The sequence below is a fragment of the Rhodococcus sp. WWJCD1 genome (assembly GCF_002258735.1).
Classification (GTDB): Bacteria; Actinomycetota; Actinomycetes; order Mycobacteriales; family Mycobacteriaceae; genus Rhodococcoides.
Genome location: NZ_NOXY01000020.1, coordinates 588,038 through 607,368, shown reverse-complemented (window position 1 = coordinate 607,368; position 19,331 = coordinate 588,038). Strand labels below are relative to the sequence as shown.

Annotated in this window: 17 protein-coding genes; 7 read left to right on the top strand and 10 right to left on the bottom strand. The window is 65.3% G+C overall.

The features are described from left to right. Positions 1 to 150 precede the first annotated feature (150 nt). Positions 151 to 1,008 carry an acyl-ACP desaturase gene (locus CH286_RS15235; RefSeq protein ID WP_037153528.1) on the bottom strand — a complete coding sequence of 286 codons (858 nt, stop codon included), beginning with the start codon at positions 1,006 to 1,008 and terminating at the stop codon, positions 151 to 153. Positions 1,009 to 1,136: 128 nt separating this feature from the next. Between CH286_RS15235 and CH286_RS15230 the strand changes: the two genes are divergently transcribed. Then, positions 1,137 to 2,729, top strand: coding sequence for a serine hydrolase (locus CH286_RS15230; protein ID WP_094609588.1), 1,593 nt, complete (start codon positions 1,137 to 1,139; stop codon positions 2,727 to 2,729). After that, positions 2,726 to 3,133: a limonene-1,2-epoxide hydrolase family protein gene (locus CH286_RS15225; protein WP_441347120.1), complete on the top strand. Its 408-nt coding sequence runs from the start codon at positions 2,726 to 2,728 to the stop codon at positions 3,131 to 3,133. Before CH286_RS15230 ends, CH286_RS15225 begins: the two co-directional genes overlap by 4 nt. 114 nt (positions 3,134 to 3,247) lie before the next feature. On the opposite strand, the gene CH286_RS15220 is transcribed toward CH286_RS15225, so the two are convergent. The 3 genes from CH286_RS15220 to CH286_RS15210 form a co-directional block, all read right to left on the bottom strand. Then, the gene (locus CH286_RS15220) at positions 3,248 to 4,573 is read right to left on the bottom strand and encodes a PhoH family protein (protein ID WP_170944747.1); all 1,326 of its coding nucleotides are present in this window, start codon (positions 4,571 to 4,573) and stop codon (positions 3,248 to 3,250) included. A 484-nt stretch (positions 4,574 to 5,057) separates the two neighbouring features. After that, a complete protein-coding gene (gene glyA, locus CH286_RS15215; RefSeq protein WP_032401993.1) occupies positions 5,058 to 6,341 on the bottom strand; it encodes a serine hydroxymethyltransferase in 1,284 nt (427 codons plus the stop codon). A 59-nt stretch (positions 6,342 to 6,400) separates the two neighbouring features. Next, a complete protein-coding gene (locus CH286_RS15210; protein WP_094609586.1) occupies positions 6,401 to 7,597 on the bottom strand; it encodes a DUF885 domain-containing protein in 1,197 nt (398 codons plus the stop codon). A 153-nt stretch (positions 7,598 to 7,750) separates the two neighbouring features. Between CH286_RS15210 and coaA the strand changes: the two genes are divergently transcribed. Continuing rightward, positions 7,751 to 8,686: a type I pantothenate kinase gene (coaA, locus tag CH286_RS15205; protein WP_176457345.1), complete on the top strand. Its 936-nt coding sequence runs from the start codon at positions 7,751 to 7,753 to the stop codon at positions 8,684 to 8,686. Between the two features lie 14 nt (positions 8,687 to 8,700). Beyond that, positions 8,701 to 11,355 carry a helix-turn-helix transcriptional regulator gene (locus CH286_RS15200; protein ID WP_094609585.1) on the top strand — a complete coding sequence of 885 codons (2,655 nt, stop codon included), beginning with the start codon at positions 8,701 to 8,703 and terminating at the stop codon, positions 11,353 to 11,355. Here CH286_RS15200 and CH286_RS15195 read toward each other — a convergent pair. After that, positions 11,324 to 12,094 carry an AfsR/SARP family transcriptional regulator gene (locus CH286_RS15195; protein WP_094609584.1) on the bottom strand — a complete coding sequence of 257 codons (771 nt, stop codon included), beginning with the start codon at positions 12,092 to 12,094 and terminating at the stop codon, positions 11,324 to 11,326. The genes CH286_RS15200 and CH286_RS15195 overlap by 32 nt on opposite strands. A gap of 143 nt (positions 12,095 to 12,237) precedes the next feature. Then, positions 12,238 to 13,020 carry an isoprenyl transferase gene (locus tag CH286_RS15190; protein WP_032380521.1) on the bottom strand — a complete coding sequence of 261 codons (783 nt, stop codon included), beginning with the start codon at positions 13,018 to 13,020 and terminating at the stop codon, positions 12,238 to 12,240. A gap of 132 nt (positions 13,021 to 13,152) precedes the next feature. Between CH286_RS15190 and trhA the strand changes: the two genes are divergently transcribed. Next, a complete protein-coding gene (trhA, locus tag CH286_RS15185) occupies positions 13,153 to 13,818 on the top strand; it encodes a PAQR family membrane homeostasis protein TrhA (protein ID WP_032380520.1) in 666 nt (221 codons plus the stop codon). A gap of 7 nt (positions 13,819 to 13,825) precedes the next feature. On the opposite strand, the gene CH286_RS15180 is transcribed toward trhA, so the two are convergent. The 4 genes from CH286_RS15180 to mca form a co-directional block, all read right to left on the bottom strand. After that, a complete protein-coding gene (locus tag CH286_RS15180; protein WP_094609583.1) occupies positions 13,826 to 14,764 on the bottom strand; it encodes a sensor domain-containing diguanylate cyclase in 939 nt (312 codons plus the stop codon). 97 nt (positions 14,765 to 14,861) lie between these two features. Continuing rightward, complete coding sequence (locus tag CH286_RS15175) at positions 14,862 to 16,886, bottom strand: thioredoxin domain-containing protein (RefSeq protein ID WP_094609582.1); 2,025 nt, start codon at positions 16,884 to 16,886, stop codon at positions 14,862 to 14,864. Then, complete coding sequence (locus CH286_RS15170) at positions 16,886 to 17,158, bottom strand: hypothetical protein (RefSeq protein WP_032401989.1); 273 nt, start codon at positions 17,156 to 17,158, stop codon at positions 16,886 to 16,888. Before CH286_RS15170 ends, CH286_RS15175 begins: the two co-directional genes overlap by 1 nt. Next, the gene (gene mca / locus CH286_RS15165) at positions 17,155 to 18,030 is read right to left on the bottom strand and encodes a mycothiol conjugate amidase Mca (RefSeq protein WP_170944756.1); all 876 of its coding nucleotides are present in this window, start codon (positions 18,028 to 18,030) and stop codon (positions 17,155 to 17,157) included. The genes CH286_RS15170 and mca overlap by 4 nt, the downstream gene beginning before the upstream one ends. A 103-nt stretch (positions 18,031 to 18,133) precedes the next feature. On the opposite strand from mca, the gene CH286_RS15160 reads away from it, so the two are divergent. Both CH286_RS15160 and greA read left to right on the top strand, forming a co-directional pair. After that, positions 18,134 to 18,574, top strand: a complete 441-nt coding sequence (locus tag CH286_RS15160; RefSeq protein ID WP_032380516.1) for a DUF4307 domain-containing protein — start codon at positions 18,134 to 18,136, stop codon at positions 18,572 to 18,574. 224 nt (positions 18,575 to 18,798) lie between these two features. Further along, positions 18,799 to 19,293: a transcription elongation factor GreA gene (gene greA / locus CH286_RS15155; protein WP_008714076.1), complete on the top strand. Its 495-nt coding sequence runs from the start codon at positions 18,799 to 18,801 to the stop codon at positions 19,291 to 19,293. The last annotated feature ends 38 nt before the right edge of the window (positions 19,294 to 19,331 follow it).

Sequence of the window (19,331 nt, the reverse complement as noted above, 5' to 3'; positions counted from 1 at the left end):
CCCGCTGATCCTCTGTAAGTGAACTTCGTACACGCATGCACACGCTCCCCAGTAGTCGGAACTGAATTACTCAGTCCAACTTCCGGGGAGCGGTGCACACCGCCGAGACGTGTGCAATGGACCATTCACGCTTTCGAAAGGGGCCGAACCTCAAGCCAGGTGTGCGAGTTCCTCGCGTGCCTTCAGCCCGTCCTCGCCCAGATCGGTGCGATCGAAGATCTTCCAGCCGGCGAGCAGGGGCTTGAACACCTTCTCGCGTTCCTGATCGGCGTCGTAGATGCCGGCTTCGGCGAGTGCGACGGTGCTGTTACCGCGCTCGGGCAGGTCGACGACGGGGATCGCGAACCCGTTGACGCGATCTGCGATTGCGCGCGCGGCCTGATCCGGCACCACGGCGAAGGCCTCATTCAGGATGTTGGCGTAGAACGTCGACTGCAGCGCATCGTCGTCGGCGATCTTGCCGAGGATGGTAGCCAGTACCGGATCCTTGCTGAGGGCAACCGTGTTGCGGTGACGCAGCGCGGCGGCAGCTTCCTCGATGGCGAAGTGGGCCAGGATATCGAGCAGATGATGGCTCGGCGCGTCGTAGCCGAGTGTCATGTGCTCCATCCGGACGCGCTCGAGCGCGACCGGATCGACGGCGCGGGTGAGTACCAGAAAGTTGCGCAGCACGATCGACTGCCGGTTCTCCTCCGACGTCCATCGGCCGGTCCACTTCCACCAGGCACCGAGGCCGGTGAGTGCATGGGCCAGTTCGCGGTGGTAGGCGGGCAGGTTGTCGGCCACCAGGACTGCGACCGTTGCGGCCAGGATTTCGACGTCGCTGAGGTGCGACTGCTCGGGCGTCCAGTCCTCGCCGCCGAGGAAGGCGAAGTTCTTGCCCTCGTCGAACGGTGCCAGGTCGTGGGGGTGCCACTCGCTCGCTACCTCGATGTGGCGTCGTAGATTCTCTTCGACCGCGGGCTCCAAACGGACCAGCAGATCACCGTCGGACAGGTTCGTAGACATGTGGTAACCGTAGCGCCTGCACTCCAGCGCCCGACGTCATGCCCCTGACCTCTGTGATTTCTCCTAACGCCAGGTGGACGCAGGTCTATTCTCAGTGCATCCAGCCATCGACGTGAGGACTTCTCGTGATGCGGTCGGGTCGAAATTTTCTGTGTCTTTGTGTTGCGTGCTCGATGATCGTGCTGGTCGGGTGCTCGAACGACGCACCCGCCGCAGAAAGTCCACCGACCTCCGAGCCGGTGCCGACCGAGGATCTGTCCCCCGGCCAGGTCTCCGGCGTGGACGTTCCGGCCGGCCGCATCGACGAGGCCGTCGGCAAGCTCGACGGCATCGCCGAGGAGCTGATGGCGTCGTCGAACATTCCGGGTATGGCCATTGCCGTCGTGCACGGTTCGGACGTCGTCTACTCCAAGGGCTTCGGCGTTCGCGAGATGGGCAAGGACGACCCGGTCGACGCCGACTCGGTGTTCCAGCTGGCCTCGCTGTCCAAGTCGGTGGGTGCGACGGTGGTTGCGTCGCAGGTGGGCGCTGGCGTGATCGACTGGTCGACACCGGTTGTCTCGCAACTGCCGTGGTTTGCGCTCGACGACCCGTGGGTGACTCAGAACGTCACGGTCGGCGACTTCTACGCGCACCGAAGCGGTCTGCCCGAGCACGAGGGCGATCTGCTCGAGGACCTCGGCTACGACCGCAGGCAAATCCTGGAGCGGTTGCGCGAGGTGCCGCTCGACCCGTTCCGGTCCACTTACCACTACACCAATTTCGGGATCACCGCCGCAGCCGAGGCCGTCGCTGCGGCGTCGGGCAAGGACTGGGACACCCTCAGCCAGGACACCATCTACGGCCCGCTCGGCATGACCTCGACCAGCTCGTCGTTCTCGGACTACATCGCCAGGGCCGACCGAGCCGTGCCTCACGTCCTCGTCGACGGTGAGTATCAGGCCAAGTATCAACGCGAACCCGATCCGCAGACGCCCGCCGGTGGCGTCAGCTCGTCGGTGAACGACCTCGCGAAGTGGCTGAAGATGCTCATCGCCGACGGCACCTACGACGGGGCGAAGATCGTCGAACCCGACGCTCTCCTTCCTGCCGTCAGCGCGCAGATCGTCTCGAGCCCGTCCGCATCACCGGATTCGCGCGCGGGCTACTACGGGTACGGATTCAACGTCTCCACCAGTGCGGCCGGGCGCACGACGGTGAGCCATTCGGGAGCCTTCGCGCTCGGGGCAGGCACCAATTTTCTATGGATTCCGTCGCTCGATGTCGCCATCGTTGTCCTGACCAACGCCGCGCCCCTCGGCATCGCCGAAACCGTGACCGCTGAGTTCGCGGACCTCGTCCAGTTCGGCGAGGTGCGTGAGGACTGGCGAACACTGTACAAGAATGCCTTCGCCGGAATGAGTGAGCCGGAAGGCGAGCTCGCAGGTAAGACCGCGCCCACGAATGCCGCTGCACCACAGCCTCTCTCGTCGTACACCGGCGTTTACCAGAACACGTACTGGGGGCCGGCGACGGTGACGGAGGTCAACGGTAAGTTGGTGTTGTCCCTCGGACCGAACTCGACTTCGTACGAGTTGTCGCCCTGGGACGGTGACACGTTCACGTTCGAGCCGACCGGTGAGAATGCGCCCGACGGAACCATTTCCCAGGCGACGTTCAACGCGAACACGGTCACACTGGAGTTCTTCGACGGCGATGGATTGGGGCGATTCACCAAGTGACCGGCACACAGCAGGCAACCGAGATCGTGGAAGATCTGTTCGACGCGTTGAGGCTTCGCGACACCGATCACGCACTGGCCCTTCTCGACGACCGCATCGTGTGGCACAACGTCGGGCTTCCGAAGGTGCGCGGCACCTCGAATGTCGGCAGGTTCCTGGCATTGCTGGCCAAGCCGACGTTCGGCTTCGACGTCACGATGCACAACATCGCAGCCGATGGAGACATCGTCCTCACCGAACGCACCGATGCCCTGATCTGGCGTCGGCTTCGAATCGAGTTCTGGGTGTGCGGAACCTTCGAATTGCGCGACGGCAAGGTGGCCGTGTGGCGAGACTACTTCGACACCGTCGATTTTCTGAAAGGTGTTGCGCGAGGCGCATTTCGCACATTAATCGGCCGGTGACCAGGTGAGCGGCACTTCGTAGCGGGCTACGAGGCAGGAGTGGAGCCTGCGGAATGACCATGCGGCAAGAGTGGAGCCTGCGGAATGACCCGCAGGCTCCACTCTGACGTAGGGTCAAGCTCCTGAAGGACCGAACTCCTCCAGCATTTCCGTCACCAGTGCGGCGATCGGTGAACGCTCACTGCGGGTGAGGGTGATGTGCGCGAAAAGCGGGTGTCCCTTGAGCTTTTCGATGACGGCGGCAACACCGTCGTGTCGCCCGACGCGCAGGTTGTCTCGCTGCGCGACGTCGTGTGTGAGTACGACGCGTGAGCCCGAACCCAGTCGCGACAGTACCGTCAGTAGCACGTTTCGCTCGAGAGACTGCGCCTCGTCGACGATGACGAAGGAATCGTGCAGCGACCGACCGCGAATGTGCGTCAGCGGCAACACTTCCAGCATTCCGCGGGCGATGACCTCCTCCATGACCTCCGGGCTCGCGAGGCCTTCGAGGGTGTCGAAGACCGCCTGGCCCCACGGCCCCATCTTCTCGCTCTCACTGCCGGGGAGGTAGCCGAGCTCCTGGCCACCGACGGCGTAAAGAGGCCGGAACACAACAACTTTCCGATGCGAGCGACGTTCGAGGACGGCCTCGAGTCCGGCCGTCAGCGCCAGAGCGGACTTGCCGGTGCCGGCCTTTCCACCGAGCGAGACGATGCCGATGCTCTCGTCGAGCAGAAGATCCAGCGCCACTCGCTGTTCTGCCGAACGGCCGTGCAGGCCGAATGCCTCACGCTCACCGCGTACGAGCTGAATCTGCTTGTCGGGCGTGACGCGGCCCAGCGCACTCTGCCGTCCGGCAAGAAGTCGAACTCCCGTGTGGCACGGCAGGTCTCGCGCCTCTGCGAGGTCGATGACACCGTCGTTGAACAGTGTGTCGACCGCCTCGGACGGCACGTCGAGCTCGGTCATGCCGGTCCAGCCGGACGGCACCACGTCGTGAGCGTGGTACTCGTCGGCGGGAAGACCGACGGCACCGGCCTTGACGCGCAACGGAATGTCCTTGCTGACCAGCACGACATCCTTGCCCTCAGCCGCCAGATTCAGGGCGCAGGCGAGGATTCTGGAGTCGTTGGAGTCGGTACGAAAACCGACGGGAAGCACCGAAGGATCGGTGTGATTGAGCTCGACTTGCAGTGTGCCACCCGATGTTCCGATGGGAACCGGCTGGTCGAGTCGGCCGAATTCGACACGAAGGTCGTCGAGCATGCGCAAGGATTCCCGCGCGAACCATCCCAATTCGTGATGGTGGCGTTTGCCCTCCAACTCGCTGATCACGATCAACGGAAGTACCACATTGTGCTCGGCGAACCGGATGACTGCCCATGGATCCGAGAGCAGGACCGAGGTATCGAGCACGAATGTCCGAAGAGGGGCGGAAACGGAGCGTGAAGTGGTCACGTGGGGCTCCTACGTCTGCGCGGCACCGCGCAAACTCTGTCGCTCGGCCGGTCGGGTCCGATGTGTCAGGTGACACGAGGACCGGGTACCGGCCCTCTCGCGCTCACTAGCTCAGTCACGTATCAGAACCTCCCGCACAGGTAGCTTCCCCGCTGCCTGTTACTGCCGACGGTACCGCCGAACTCGAGGTTCGGCTCGCTGGAAGTCTGGCGTGTCGGTGAACAACGCGTTACGTCGACATCGCCCCAGGTCGCCGGCCGACCGGTGACGAAAGTGCCCTCCCCCGGGTGGATCAATGCGGCTTTGTTGCACTCAGATCGACTGAAAGCCACATCGATCCGACGCGGATGGGTGAATGGACCACTGCACACGTCTGGGCGGTGTAATGGTCCATTGACGCGGACCGGGGTGCTGCGTGAATGGACCATTGCACACGTCTGAGCGGTGCAATGGTCCATTGACGCGGGCGGGGTGGGCGCGTCGATCAGCCCAACAATCCCCAGTCTTCGAGGCCCTCGTACAGGGGCTTGCTCTGCGCAAGTTTCACGACGCGTTCCTTCAGAGCGTCGGTGGCCTGACCGGTCGCCAGAGCGGTACCGATGATGTCGGCGACCTCGGTGAACTCGGCTTCGCCGAATCCGCGGGTGGCCAATGCGCCGGTGCCGATGCGCAGGCCGGAGGTGACCATCGGCGGGCGCGGGTCGAAGGGCACAGCGTTGCGGTTCACGGTGATGCCGACCTCGTGCAGGAGGTCCTCGGCCTGCTGGCCGTCGAGCTCGGAGTTGCGCAGGTCGACGAGCACGAGGTGGACGTCGGTGCCGCCGGTGAGGACCGAGACGCCCTTGTCGGCGACGTCGGCTCCGGTGAGGCGCTCGGCGAGCAGCGATGCGCCGAGCAGGGTGCGCTCCTGGCGCTCCTTGAACTCCGGCGTCGCCGCGATCTTGAAGGCGACGGCCTTGGCAGCGATGGCGTGCATCAGCGGCCCGCCCTGCTGCCCGGGGAACACTGCGGAGTTGAGCTTCTTGGCCCATTCCTTCTTGGCCAGGATGATGCCGGAGCGCGGTCCGCCGAGGGTCTTGTGCACCGTCGAGGAGACGACGTCGGCGTACGGCACGGGCGAGGGGTGCACCCCTGCTGCGACGAGTCCGGCGAAGTGCGCCATGTCGACCCAGAGCAGTGCGCCCACCTCGTCGGCGATGGACCGGAAGGCTGCGAAATCCTGGTGGCGCGGGTATGCCGACCAGCCGGCGATGAGCACCTGCGGCTTGGCGGAGATGGCCTGCTTGCGCACCTCGTCCATGTCGATGCGGTGATCTTCTTTGCTGACGCCGTAGGACTCGACCTCGTAGAGCTTGCCCGAGAAATTCAGCTTCATGCCGTGCGTGAGGTGGCCGCCGTGAGCCAGGTCCAGGCCCATGATCTTGTCGCCCGGGTTGATCAGCGCCATCAGCACCGCGGCGTTCGCCTGCGCGCCGGCGTGCGGCTGCACGTTGGCGAACTCGGCACCGAAGAGTTCCTTGGCGCGATTGCGGGCGAGATCCTCGACGATGTCGACGTGCTCGCAACCGCCGTAGTAACGGCGGCCCGGGTAGCCCTCGGCGTACTTGTTGGTCAGGACACTGCCCTGGGCCTGCAGCACCGCACGGGGGACGAAGTTCTCCGACGCGATCATTTCCAGGGTGTCGCGCTGACGTCCCAGCTCACCGGCCATCGCCTCGGCGACCTCGGGATCGAGTTCGGCCAGTGACAGGTTGTTGACGTCAGTCATAACAGGAGTCTCCAAAAGACAGCAGAAAAGGGGGCAGCACAGTAAGGGACTCGGCCAGTTTACGAGACGCGTAGTGCGCCCGGTGTCAGTGGCTCGTCGAGGAGCCTGCCGAACAGTTGCGCACGCTCGCTGACGGTCGTTCCCTGGTCCAGCCAACCGGCCAGCAGCTTGTAGCCCTCGACATAGGTGCTGATGTACGCCCGCCACAGCGGGGAGGACAGAAAGCGCAGGCTGTGCCGGGCGCGCTGAGGTGAGGCCAACGACCACCGCTCCAGGTAAGCGGCCACATCGTCCTCGCTCTTGTGCTGATCGTGCAGCAACAGCGCGGCGTCCTGACGCACCCCCAACAGCTGGCTCGACGCGGATGACAGGCGCTCGGCCTTCTCACCGTCGAAGCGCAGTCCGAGGTCGGCGTAGATCTCTTGCGCCCACGCGCCCCAGCCTTCACCGACGATCGCGCCGAGAGCATGGTCGGCCAGCCCCTCGGCCATCAGGCACTGCGGAGTGTTGACCACGAACAGCGTCTGCTCGAGCTGGCCTGCACCGACGAGCCCCGTCTCCTTGCGGCAGTGCTCGGTGTGGTGTCCGGGGTACGACTCGTGCGCGATCAGGTGCGGCAGATTGGCCATCTGCTGCTCGATGTCGGAGTTGATCGCGACGGTGGACTGGAAGTTGCCGAGGTAGTAGTTGAATCCCGACCAGGGCTTGTCTCCGACGACCTCGTAGGTGACCTTCTCGGTGTCCGGCAGCGTGTACTCGGCCCGGACGCGGTCGCGTAGCGCGGAGGAGAACGCCTCGACGCAGTCCTGCAGTCGGTCGGCCGGAATGACGTCGGCACGGCGATGGGTGATCAGCCGTTCGCTCAGCGAGCCGGGACCGGCGAGTACCTCGTCCATCTTGCGGTGCGCCTGCAGGTACTGGTCCTGATCGCCGGGGGCGATGCGGACATCGAAGTAGGCGTCCACCTCGTCGACGAACCCGATGTCCTCGCCGGCGAACTTGCGCGCCGAACACTCGAGAGCGCGCAGGTGGACGTCGAGGAACGTCGTGCGCTCGGGTGTCAGATCGACGTTGCCGAGCTCTGCGCGCAGCGTCTGCGCTCGACGAACGAGCTCGCGGGGCTCCGGCGCGGGGGCGTTCTCGGTGATTCTGCGCAACTCCGGATCGCCCGTATATGCGTCGACGAAGCCGTCTTCGAGGCGGTCGAAACTGAGGCCGAGCAGCAGGTATTCGCGTACCAGGGAAGCAGCATCCATACCCGAACCCTAGTACGGCGAACGACCCCGCCCGTGCGCGATCCACCGGCACCGAGCACAATCGGAAACCATGCGACTCGCGCTCCACGGGAGCTCAGCCGGACCCTCAGCATCTCCGATGTGGCAAGAGTGGAGCCTGCGGAACGACTGTGGTTGGAGCCGTGCGTGAGCGAGTCCAGCCCGTACGTCGAGTTCGACCGTGTGCAGTGGCGCACGCTGCGCCAATCCACGCCCTTGGTGCTCACCGAGGAAGAACTGATCGGGCTGCGCGGTCTCGGTGAACAGATCGACCTCGACGAGGTGGCCGAGGTCTACTTGCCCCTGGCGCGTTTGATCCACCTCCAGGTCGCGGCCCGGCAGCGGCTTTTCGCTGCGACTGCAACGTTCCTCGGCGAAAAGCATCCCGATCGTCAGGTCCCCTTCGTCATCGGTGTCGCGGGCAGCGTCGCCGTCGGCAAGTCGACGACAGCCCGTGTGCTGCAGGCACTCCTGGCCCGATGGGACCATCATCCGCGGGTCGACCTCGTCACCACCGACGGATTCCTGTATCCGACGGCCGAGCTCATGCGTCGAGGGATCCTGCACCGCAAGGGTTTTCCCGAGAGCTACGACCGGCGCAAGCTGCTCAGGTTCGTGACCGAGGTCAAGTCCGGGACCGAAGAGGTGGGCGCGCCTGTCTATTCACACGTCTCGTACGACATCGTCAAGGGCCAGTACCACATGGTCCGGCAGCCCGACATCCTGATCGTGGAGGGACTCAACGTATTACAGACCGGGCCTCGGTTGATGGTCTCGGATCTGTTCGACTTCTCCATCTACGTCGACGCTCGAATCGAGGACATCGAGAGCTGGTACGTCAAGCGTTTTCTCGCGTTGCGCAAGACATCGTTCACCGATCCGTCCTCGCATTTTCACCATTACGCCGGCCTGTCCGACGACCACGCGCAGATTGCCGCCGAGGATCTGTGGCATTCGATCAACCTGCCGAATCTGGTGGAGAACATCCTGCCGACGCGACCGCGAGCGACCATGGTGTTGCGCAAGGACAACGACCACGCGATCAACCGGCTGCGCCTGCGGAAGTTGTAGACCATAATCCAGCAATGACGCTGGAAAGGCGCACGATCGGCGAGGTTCCGCTGATCGGTCGAGACGACGAGTCGGCGCGAATTCTGCATGCCGCCCGCACGTACGGCGGAATGGCGGTCAAAGCCGCGCCCGGAGTCGGCCGTACCCGACTGCTGACCGAGGCGGTGCGGTCGCTGGTGCGTCTCGGCTGGCATCCGCACCGAGTGGTGACGGTGATGCCGACCGGCACCGGATTCGTCCCCGTCGAATCCGACCGGGCGCTGGCCGCCGCTCTGGCCGAGGCGCACAGCGGCCGACGCACGGTCGTGGTCATCGACGACGCCCAGTGGCTGGCCGATTCGACCATCGAGCTCCTGGCCCGCCGCATCGGCTCGAAGGGCCTGTTCATTCTGCTCAGTGTCAGTGCCGGCCGACGTCGCACCCCGGTGCTCGACGGCCTGTGGAAGGACGGCCTGGTCGACCGCATCGATCTGGAGCCGCTCACCCCCGAGCAGAGCCGATCCCTGATGGAGTCCATGCTTCGTCGAGATGACGAGATCGTGGACAGTGCGGCGCTTTTCGCCGTCACCGCATTGTCCGCGGGAAATCTGGTCGTGCTGCGTGATCTGGTGACGACCGCGGTCGAGCGGCAGGCCCTGACGGTCTCGTCGCGCGTGTGGCGGCTCGCCTCTCCTCTGCCCGTCTCCGCCGGTCTGGCCGATGTGGTGCGCGATCATCTGGCCGAGGTGGTCGCACTCGCCGACTATGCGGCAGCCACCGAGATCGCCGATGCGCTCGACATCGTCGCCCTGGCCGGTTCCCTGGTGTTCGGAGCCGCTGCCGCGGTGATCGATCCGCGTCTGATCGAGGAACTCGAATCGGCCGGCGTTCTCACCGTCCGTACCGAGCACAACGTCGACCGGGTGACGTTCGCGACACCGATCACCGCACAGGTACGTACCGAAGACATGGCCACGCTGCGCAGACGACGGCTGAGCCTGACGGTGGCCGACGCTCTCGACGCCTCCACCGACGGCCTCGGCCCCCGCGAGCGCGTCATCGCCGCACTGCTGCGTATCCACGCCGGCGTCGCACTCGATGCGCAGACGGCTGTGGAGGCGGCCCGATTGTCGTGGCGTTTCGTTCCTCCCGAGACGACGCTCGAGCTGGCCTCGGCTGCTGCCGAGGCCGGCGGCGGGTTCGACGCTCAGCTGATTCTTGCGACCGCAGAGAGCCAGCTCGGCCTGACCGCATCTGCTCAGCAGCGACTCGACGAGCTACTACGCAGGTCCGACAACGACATCCGCCGCGCGACGGCGGTGCGCGCGTGCACCGACAACATGGTGCTGCGGCTGGCGGATCCGACGCGGGCGCTGGCCCTGAACGCGAGTACCGAGCTCGCCATCGTCGACCCCGGTATCCGAACGCAACTACGAGCGCAGCGTGGCCTGATGATGCACGCTATCGGCGATACTGCCGGCGCATTGGCCCTGCTCGAACCGCTGATGGACGACTTGGAGGGTGCGACGCTGATCTCGGCCAGTTTCGCCGTTGCTGCCGGAGCCACCGTCGTCGGCCGGTTGTCGGCCGCATTCTCCGCCCTCGCCCGCGTGCAGCCCGGCCCCGACAACCCCGCGGCAACGGTCTTGGATCTGACGCGATGCTTCACGATCGCCTGTGCCGGCAACTTCGAGGAGGCCTCGGCGCTCGCTCGGTACCGGTACGACGAAGCGGTGGAACAGTTCTCGCCGTTGCAGCAGGCGTGGTTCGGGTGGGCCCGCGGAGGTGTGTTGCTCTCGCAGGGCCACGCGGCCGAGGCGATCCGCTGGTGCTCGGAGGCCTACACACTCGCGGGCACGCTCGGCCAGCGGTCGATGGAGCCGATGGTGGCGTGCGATCTGGTCCGTGCTCTCGCACTCGCGGGACGCGCGGAGGAGGCATCGGATCTCATCGAGGCCGCTGACCTCGACAACCCGGCCTCGCCTGCATTGTTCGGAGCTCGCGGGACACGGCTCGCGGCACTGGGCTGGGCTGCGGCAGCCCGCGGAGACGTCGGCCGGGCGCGCGAGCTGCTCGTCGCCTCGGCCGAGGCGCACGCCGCCATCGACCATCATCTTCCCGCTCTGTTCTCCTACGTCGACGCCGCCCGCTGTGGTGCGGCGGCCGCGGTGCTGGCCCCCGTCCACTCCCTGTCGAGTCTGATCGAGGGTGACCTGGTCCGCACCGAGGTACGCATGGTCGAGGTTCTCGCCGCATCGCCCGGGTCTGACAGTTCGGATAGTTCGGTATCGGAGCAGTCAGTGGCCGAACAGGCGGTGTCCGTGGCTGCGAGCGCCGAGAAGCACGGCCTGGACCTGCACGCCGCAGAGATGTACTTCCACGCACGAAATCTTCTGTTGCGCAGCAACCCTCGCGCAGCCGCAACCGCAGGAAGGCAGGGCCACGTGCTCACCGAGCGGTGTGGACATCCGAGCACCCCGCTCCTGCACGGAACACGAGACGCGGCTCTGACCACCCGCGAACGTCAGATCGCGACCCTCGCTGCTTCCGGCCTGTCGAACCGCGATATCGCCGACGCCGTCGTGCTGTCGATCCGCACCGTCGAGACCCACCTCAATCGCATCTTCGGAAAGCTGGGCATCAGTACCCGCGCCGAGCTCACATCGCTACGAGGCTCACTGCTCGATTGACCGCGACACCGGTGTAGAGAGAGGCCTCGATGTCGAGCAGGTAGCGCGAGGGAGCCACCCCGAGTTCGGTCCGCAGAATCGTCTCGGCCCGCCGAAAGGCAACCACCGCCTCTGCCGTCCGGTGCGACCGATCGAGGGCGATCATCAGCTGGCCCCACAGGTGTTCGCGCAACGGCGAGACCCGTAGTGCGCGCTCGATCTCGGCAATCACCGTCTCGTGTCGACCGAGGTGTAGGCGGGCCTCGAATGCCGATTCCAGCACCACGGCGCGCACCTCGTCCAGATGCACCCGCTCGTCGACGGCGAAGCCCAGATCACCGAACTCTACGAAGGCGGGGCCTCGCCACAACGCCAGCGCACGACCGAACTGACCGTCTGCCTCGGCAAACCTGCCGCGCCCGAATGCATCACGGCCGCGGGCCGCGAGCATCTCGAACTCACGCAGATCGACTCGGTCTGCACCCAGGTCCAAGCGGTAGCCCCAGGACGTCGTGACGAGCCGGGCACCGTCGTCCGCACCAAGGACTCGTCGCAGATTCGCCACGTACGCACGCAACGACGCCAACGCCTTGGCCGGCGGACGACGATCCCAGACGAGATCGATCAACCGGTCGAATTCGACGACGTTCCCCGCTTCCACGAGCAGCACCGCCAGCACGGCCCGCTGCTTGAGCCCACCGAGCGCCTTCACGCCGATCCCGTCGCGCACCACCATGGGTCCGAGCACGTTGTAGTCCACGATCGGAAATTTTCCGAGCCTCGCGCCGATCGCGCCACAGATTACGTAGCAATACAGAGGTAAGTACGTAGTGCGTCGCCCCGGGTCGTGAGTGGAAATTCGTAGCAGGCTACGAGGTCCTGTGCACGTCAGATACCGAAGCGTCAGATACCGAAGCGCCGGTGTCTGGCGGCGAAGTCTCGCAGAGCGCGCAGGAAGTCGACGCGACGGAATTCGGGCCAGTAGGCCTCGGTGAACCAGATTTCCGAGTACGCGCTCTGCCACAGCAGGAAGCCGGACAGTCGCTGTTCGCCCGACGTACGGATGACGAGATCGGGATCGGGCTGGCCGGAGGTGTAGAGGTGACTGTCGATGCCGTCGACGTTGATGGAGGCGATCAGGTCGTCTCCGGTGACGCCCTCGGCGATCTTCTCGCTCACCAGGGATTGCACTGCATCGGCGATTTCTTGTCGACCGCCGTACCCGACGGCGACGTTGACGTGTGTTCCGGTCCGTCCCTCGGTGAGCGCGGCCGCTTCTTTGAGTCGACGCGCGGTCGACGCGGGCAGCAGGTCGAGGGTGCCGACGAGTTTGACGCCCCAGTTCATCTCGGGCCCGCAGATTTCCTCGACGACGTCGGTGATGATGTCGAGCAACGAATCCAATTCGTCCGCGTCTCGGCGGAGGTTCTCGGTGGAGAGCAGGTAGATGGTGGCCATCTCGATTCCGGCGGCGTCGCACCAGCCGAGCATCTCGGCGATTTTCAGCGCGCCCATGCGGTGGCCGTGCGCGACGTCGGTGAACCCGTTCTCGCGCGCCCAGCGGCGATTGCCGTCGCACATCACTGCCACGTGCCGCGGGTGCTGCACCCCCTCGAGCTGGCTCAGCAGACGCCGCTCGTACACGTTGTAGAGAACGCCGCGCACCTTCTGCGGAATGATCACCACTACTTCGTCACCGCTGCTCTCATCACCACGGAGGATTACCTTACGCCGACGTCTGCGAGCGGGCGGCCGGTACAGTAGCGTCTGAACCTACGGTTGCGTAGGTTCACGGCGGCGGCACGGGAGGCAATCGACATGACGATGTTCGGACTCGACGAGATACCCGTCAAACCGCGCATGCGCGGTTGGATTCACCTGTACGCGTTCTGTGTGGCGGTGGTCTGTGCGATCACGCTCGTCACGCTTGCGTTCAGCATGGTCTCGGTCAGCGCGGGGCTCGCGACGGGCGTCTACGCCATCACCGTCTGCGGGGTTTTCGGGGTCAGCGCCACGTACCACCGCGTGCCGTGGAAGACCACGGCGTCGCAGATCTGGATGAAGCGCGCCGATCATTCGATGATCTTCCTGTTCATCGCCGGCAGCTACACCCCGTTTGCCGTGCTGGGCCTGCCCGCCTCGACCGGACGCACATTGCTGATCATCGTGTGGCTCGGGGCCTTTGCCGGAGTGGCTCTGAAGATGTTGTGGCCCACCGCTCCCCGCTGGGTCGGTGTTCCGCTGTACCTGATCCTCGGCTGGGCGATCGTACCGGTCGCCCCCACCCTGATCGAACACGTCGGCTACGCACCGTTCCTCTTGCTGCTGGTGGGCGGGGTGTTCTACAGCGTGGGAGCCGTGCTGTACGCCACCAAGTGGCCGAACCCATGGCCTACGACGTTCGGCCATCACGAATTCTTCCATGCCGCAACGGTATTGGCGGCGATCTGCCACCTGGTTGCCGTGTGGCTCGTCTTGTTCTGAGCACCCGTCAGGCGGGCCCGGATGCCTTGTCTCGGTACATCAGTTCGTCGGCGCGTTGAATGAGCCGATCTCTGGATTCGCCGGGTTCTCGCACCGCGACGCCCACGCTCACCGATACCCCGAGCAATCGAGATCCGAACGGCACCGGTTCGCTGCAGATTGCGTTCCGCACAGATTCGGCCAGTCTCGCGGCGTCGAGTGAACTGCCACCGACCGCGTCGGTCACCGCGAACACGAACTCGTCTCCGGCATAACGACCGACGACGCTGCCGCGCGGCGACCACTGTTGCAGTCGACGCCCAGCTGCCTCGAGGACGGCATCTCCCGCAGGATGACCGTGAGCGTCGTTGATCGACTTCAAGCGGTCGACGTCGACGAACGCCAGGGCTACGGGGCGATCGGCCACGATCCACTCGTCGACGTGGGCCAACAGGGGACTCCGCCGCAGCAGGCCGGTCAGGTCGTCGCGTTCGGCGCGATCGCGCCAGTGCACGGTGTCGTCGACGACGGGATTGACCAGATCCAGTAGCGCGACGATGAACCGCCGTCCGAGGATGGTCGAGATCCCCACATGCATCCAACAAGAGACGACCTCACCGTCGCTGCGCCGTACTCGACGAAGAGCTCCGATCGGACGACCGCCGTCGGACGAGCCGGCCGCGGGGTATCGGTTGTCGAGCTGCATCGCCATGTCCTTGGCCGACGCGCGGTCCCCGAGCGGAACGAAATCGGCCACCGGACGACCCAGCATGCCCTCCACCGGGCAGTCGAGTACCTCCTCGCACAGCGTGTTGGCACCGACCACCTCGAACTGCATGGAATGGACCATCGCCGCCATCGGGACCGACGCGACGAACTCCGCGACCGCCGCGCGCTGCTCGTCGGTCACGGCCTCGTCGAGCATGCCGTCGCGCACGACACTGTCCTTGGTGACGCCTTCGCTCATGACACGCACCACCGATCCACTGATAGAAGTTCCCGCCCCGGGCCGAACAAGTTCCCGCAACAATACTGTTCTCGAGCAGAAGCATCGACGAGCTTCGTCATCTCTGCAGCGCGAGCGACAGATCTTCGGCAGAGGTCACAGGACGGTCGCAGACGAAGCCGCGACACACGTACGCCGTTTCGACGCCGTCGACGGGCGGACGGTCCATCAGTAATACGGACGAATCCGTTTCGCCCGCAACGACAACCGAGCCTCCCGGTGCCAATCGTCGGGCGGCGGACATCAGGTCGCCACCCGGCGCGGTCGACACCGCAATCTGGATGGGGCCGGAGGCGGACGCTTCTGCGACCGCCAGCCAGTGCCCACCGGACCTGGGCGCGCGCTCGAGGATCAACGCCGCTCGCGCCAACGACGCCGCCGCCAGTTCGCCGTATCGCGCCGAGGATGTGTGATCGACCAGAGCGGCAGCTGTGAGCAACGCCTCTGCCATCGTGGATGCTCCCGATGGGGTGGCCCCGTCGATGGGATCTCGGGGCCGGGTCACGAGTGTCTCCGCGTCGTCGGCGGTGTCGAACCAGCTGCCGGCGTCGTCCGGGTCGGCGAAGTGCTCGATCGCCGCATCGAGGAGCGAGACCGTGCGCTCGATCCATACCGAGTCTCCGGTGGCTTGGAACAGCGCTGCCGCGGCAACAGCGAGACACGCGTAGTCCTCGAGCACTCCGGTGGCGTCCCCCACCGCGCTACCCAGAGATGCGCGACGCACCCGCCCCGATTCGACGTGCGCGGCGAAGAGTTGCTCGCCGCATTCGACCGCCGCGTCCACCCACTTCGGCGTGTTCGACCCGATTCCGGCCTCGACCAGCGCGGTGATCGCCAACCCGTTCCACGCGGTGACCACCTTGTCGTCGCGGCCGGGCTGCGGCCGGATGGCGCGAGCGTCGGACAGCGCACGACGTACCCGGGCGAACCGGTCGTAGTCCTCGGGTTCGGCGGGCAGTTGCAATACCGACATGCCCGCTTCGAACGTGCCTGCCGAATTCACTGCGAACAACCCCGCAGCCCACACCCCGTCCTCGAAGCCGAGGGTCTCGATCAATTGCTCCGGCGTCCAGGCGTAGGTCAGGCCCTCGACGCCCTCGGTATCCGCATCGAGCGCCGACGCGAAACAGCCGTTGGCCGTGCGCAATTCACGGAGCATGAACTCCGCAGTGTCCGACGCCACCCGCCGAATCAGAGGATCGTCGTCGACCCGGGCCGCGTGCGCGTAGAACCTGAGCAGCAATGCGTTGTCGTAGAGCATCTTCTCGAAATGCGGGACGATCCACTCGGCATCGACGGAGTAGCGCGCGAACCCGCCGCCGAGTTGGTCGTAGATGCCCCCGCGCGCCATCGCCGACGCGGTGCGTCGAACCACGTCGAGAACCTCACCGTTGCCGGTGCGCTCGTAGTGCCGGAGCAGACCCTCGAGCAGTGCGCCCGGCGGAAACTTCGGCGCCTGACCGAAGCCGCCGAAGGTCGTGTCCTCGTCGGCGCAGATCGCCGCGACGGACGCGGCCAGAAAATCGGCGTCGATCGGCCGTCCGCCGGCCGGAATTCCGGCGCTCTGCTTGCGCAGTTCGGTGACGATGGCGGCGGACGCGTCGAACACGTCCTGTCGGCGAGTCGACCAGGTGTCCGCAATGGCGGTGAGCAGCTGCTCGAACGACGGCATTCCCTGCCGCGGGGTCGGTGGGTAGTAGGTGCCGCAGTAGAACGGTTCGGTCTCGGGAGTGAGGAAGCAGGTCATCGGCCACCCGCCCTGACCGGTCATCGCGACGGTGGCGTTCATGTACACCGAATCGAGGTCCGGTCTTTCCTCGCGATCGACCTTGATGCACACGAAATTCTCGTTCATCAGCGCCGCGGTGGTCTCGTCCTCGAACGACTCGTGGGCCATGACGTGGCACCAATGGCACGCGGAATAGCCGATCGACAGCAAGATCGGAACGTCGCGATCGCGTGCGGACTGCAGAGCCTGCGGTCCCCACTGCTGCCAGTGCACCGGGTTGTCCGCATGTTGCCGCAGATACGGGCTGGTTGACTCGTCCAGCGCATTGGTGTTCAGGACCGTGGCGTCGAGCATCAGGTCTCGTCGGTGGCGGCAGGTTTTGCCGGACTCTGTTCCGGCGGAGTGGTGGTGGCGATTCCGCCGCGATCGGTGCCCTCGTCGAGCGCCTGATCCAACGTCGGATCCTCTTTCTCGAACGTGGCGGGCAGACGCTTGATCTTCTTGTTCATCGACCAGATCAGCAGGGCTGTTCCGACCAACAACGCCACCAGGATCACCAACCCGATCGGCGAAGACTTACCGAACTCGGGGCCGGTGGGCTGCTGGGCGAGAATCGAGACGATCACCGGTCGGTCTCTTCGATTCCGGCGAACAGGTCCGTCTCGGGCAGCGAGGTCGCCACCCGGGTGCGAGCCAGCTCGAATTCCTCGGTGGGCCACAACTTGCGCTGCACGTCCAGCGGCACCGCGAAGAACGATCCGTTGGGATCGATCTGCGTCGCGTGCGCGCGGAGGGCGTCGTCGCGTTGCTCGAAGTAATCACCGACGGTCACCTGGGTGGTGATGCGGCCGATGATCTCGTCGCGCTGGCCGTCCCATCGCTTCAGCCAGTCGACGAACGGGCTCTCTTCACCGCGGTCGATGAACCAATCGTGGAAGAGCTGCATGCGCTTACGGATGAACCCGTGGGAGTAGTACAGCTTGAGCGGAGTCCAGGGCTCACCCGCGTCGGGGAAGCGTTCGGGATCGCCCGCGGCCTCCCACGCTGCCATCGAGACCTCGTGGCAGCGGATGTGATCGGGATGCGGGTAACCGCCACGCTCGTCGTAGGTGGTGATGACGTGCGGCTTGAACTCGCGCACCACCTTGACCAGCGCCTCGGTGGAGACCTCCAACGGCACCAGCGCGAAGCAACCCTCCGGAAGAGGTGGTAGCGGATCGCCCTCGGGCAATCCGGAGTCCTCGAAGCCGAGCCAGGTCTGCTGGACACCGAGGATGCGAGCGGCCTCGGCCATTTCTTCGCGCCGAACCTCGTGGATACGCTCGTGCACTCCCGGAATGTCCATCGCTGGATTGAGAATGTCGCCCCGCTCGCCACCGGTGAGGGTGACGACCAGTACGTCGTGTCCTTCGGCCGCGTAGCGAGCCGTCGTCGCAGCACCTTTGCTGGACTCGTCGTCGGGATGGGCATGTACTGCCATGAGCCGCAGTCCGGACACGTTCTTCCTCACCTCGGATTCGCCTGGTTCTTGCCTGCCCTATAGTTCCACCTGACGCCGACAGGCCCCCAGCGGCACCCCCGAATCGACCCCGAGAGCGGCCATGACCAACGCACTTCCCGCAGGTAGGTACCCGTCGGGTTCCGGTCCGAGCGGAATTCGGCAGGCCCCGAAACGTGCGACGAAGATCGCACTGGTGGCCCTGGTTCTGCTGGTCGGACTGGGCGTGGCCTACTACGCGTACTCCAAGTTCTCGGTCAAACCCATCGAAGGCAGCCAGCTGTCGTTCGACATCGTCGACGACTCCACGATGTCCATCCGTTTCAGCGTCACCCGACAGGATCCCGAGCAACCGGCCGTGTGCATCGTCCGTGTCCGCTCCCGCGACGGTTCCGAGACCGGCAGGCGTGAGGTGTACATCCCACCGGAGTCTTCGTCCGGCACCGTCGAGCTGACCACCGAGGTGACGACGTCGTCCGACCCCGCGGTCGGTGACGTGTACGGCTGCAGCCTCGATGTTCCCGAATATTTACGAGCCCGATAGGCGAACTACCTGTTCGTGGTAAGCTCGGCACATACACGGCCGCCGTAACAGGTGCCGTGTATTGCTGCATTGCGGGCAGGGTTCACCTGCGAACGATGACGACGGCTCCAGGATGCGGGCCGACCAAGGGGATCCAACCATTGGAGTCCCCTGTTCGTTGCGTGCCCTACCTGCTCAGAAAACGGAATCGATATCGAGATTCCGACTACGAGGGAGTGATCGAGATGACCGAGACCCAGGTGACCTGGCTGACCCAGGAATCACACGACAGGCTCAAGAGCGAACTCGACCAGCTCATTTCCAATCGCCCCGTCATCGCCGCCGAGATCAACGAGCGTCGCGAAGAGGGCGATCTGAAGGAGAACGGCGGTTACCACGCTGCTCGCGAGGATCAGGGTCAGCAGGAAGCACGCATTCGCCAGCTGCAGGAACTGCTCAACAACGCGAAGGTCGGCGAAGCGCCGACCCAGTCCGGCGTGGCACTGCCCGGATCCGTCGTCAAGGTCTACTACGACGGCGACGAGTCCGACACCGAGACCTTCCTGATCGCCACCCGCGAAGAGGGTGCCCGCGACAGCAAGCTCGAGGTGTACTCCCCCGCGTCGCCGCTGGGCGGATCGCTCATCGATGCGAAGGTCGGAGACACCCGTCAGTACACGCTCCCCAACGGCAAGACCATGAAGGTCACGCTCGTGAGCGCGGAGCCATACCACACGTAAGCCTGCTCACCGAAGATGTGCTGCACCCCCGGTCGCTC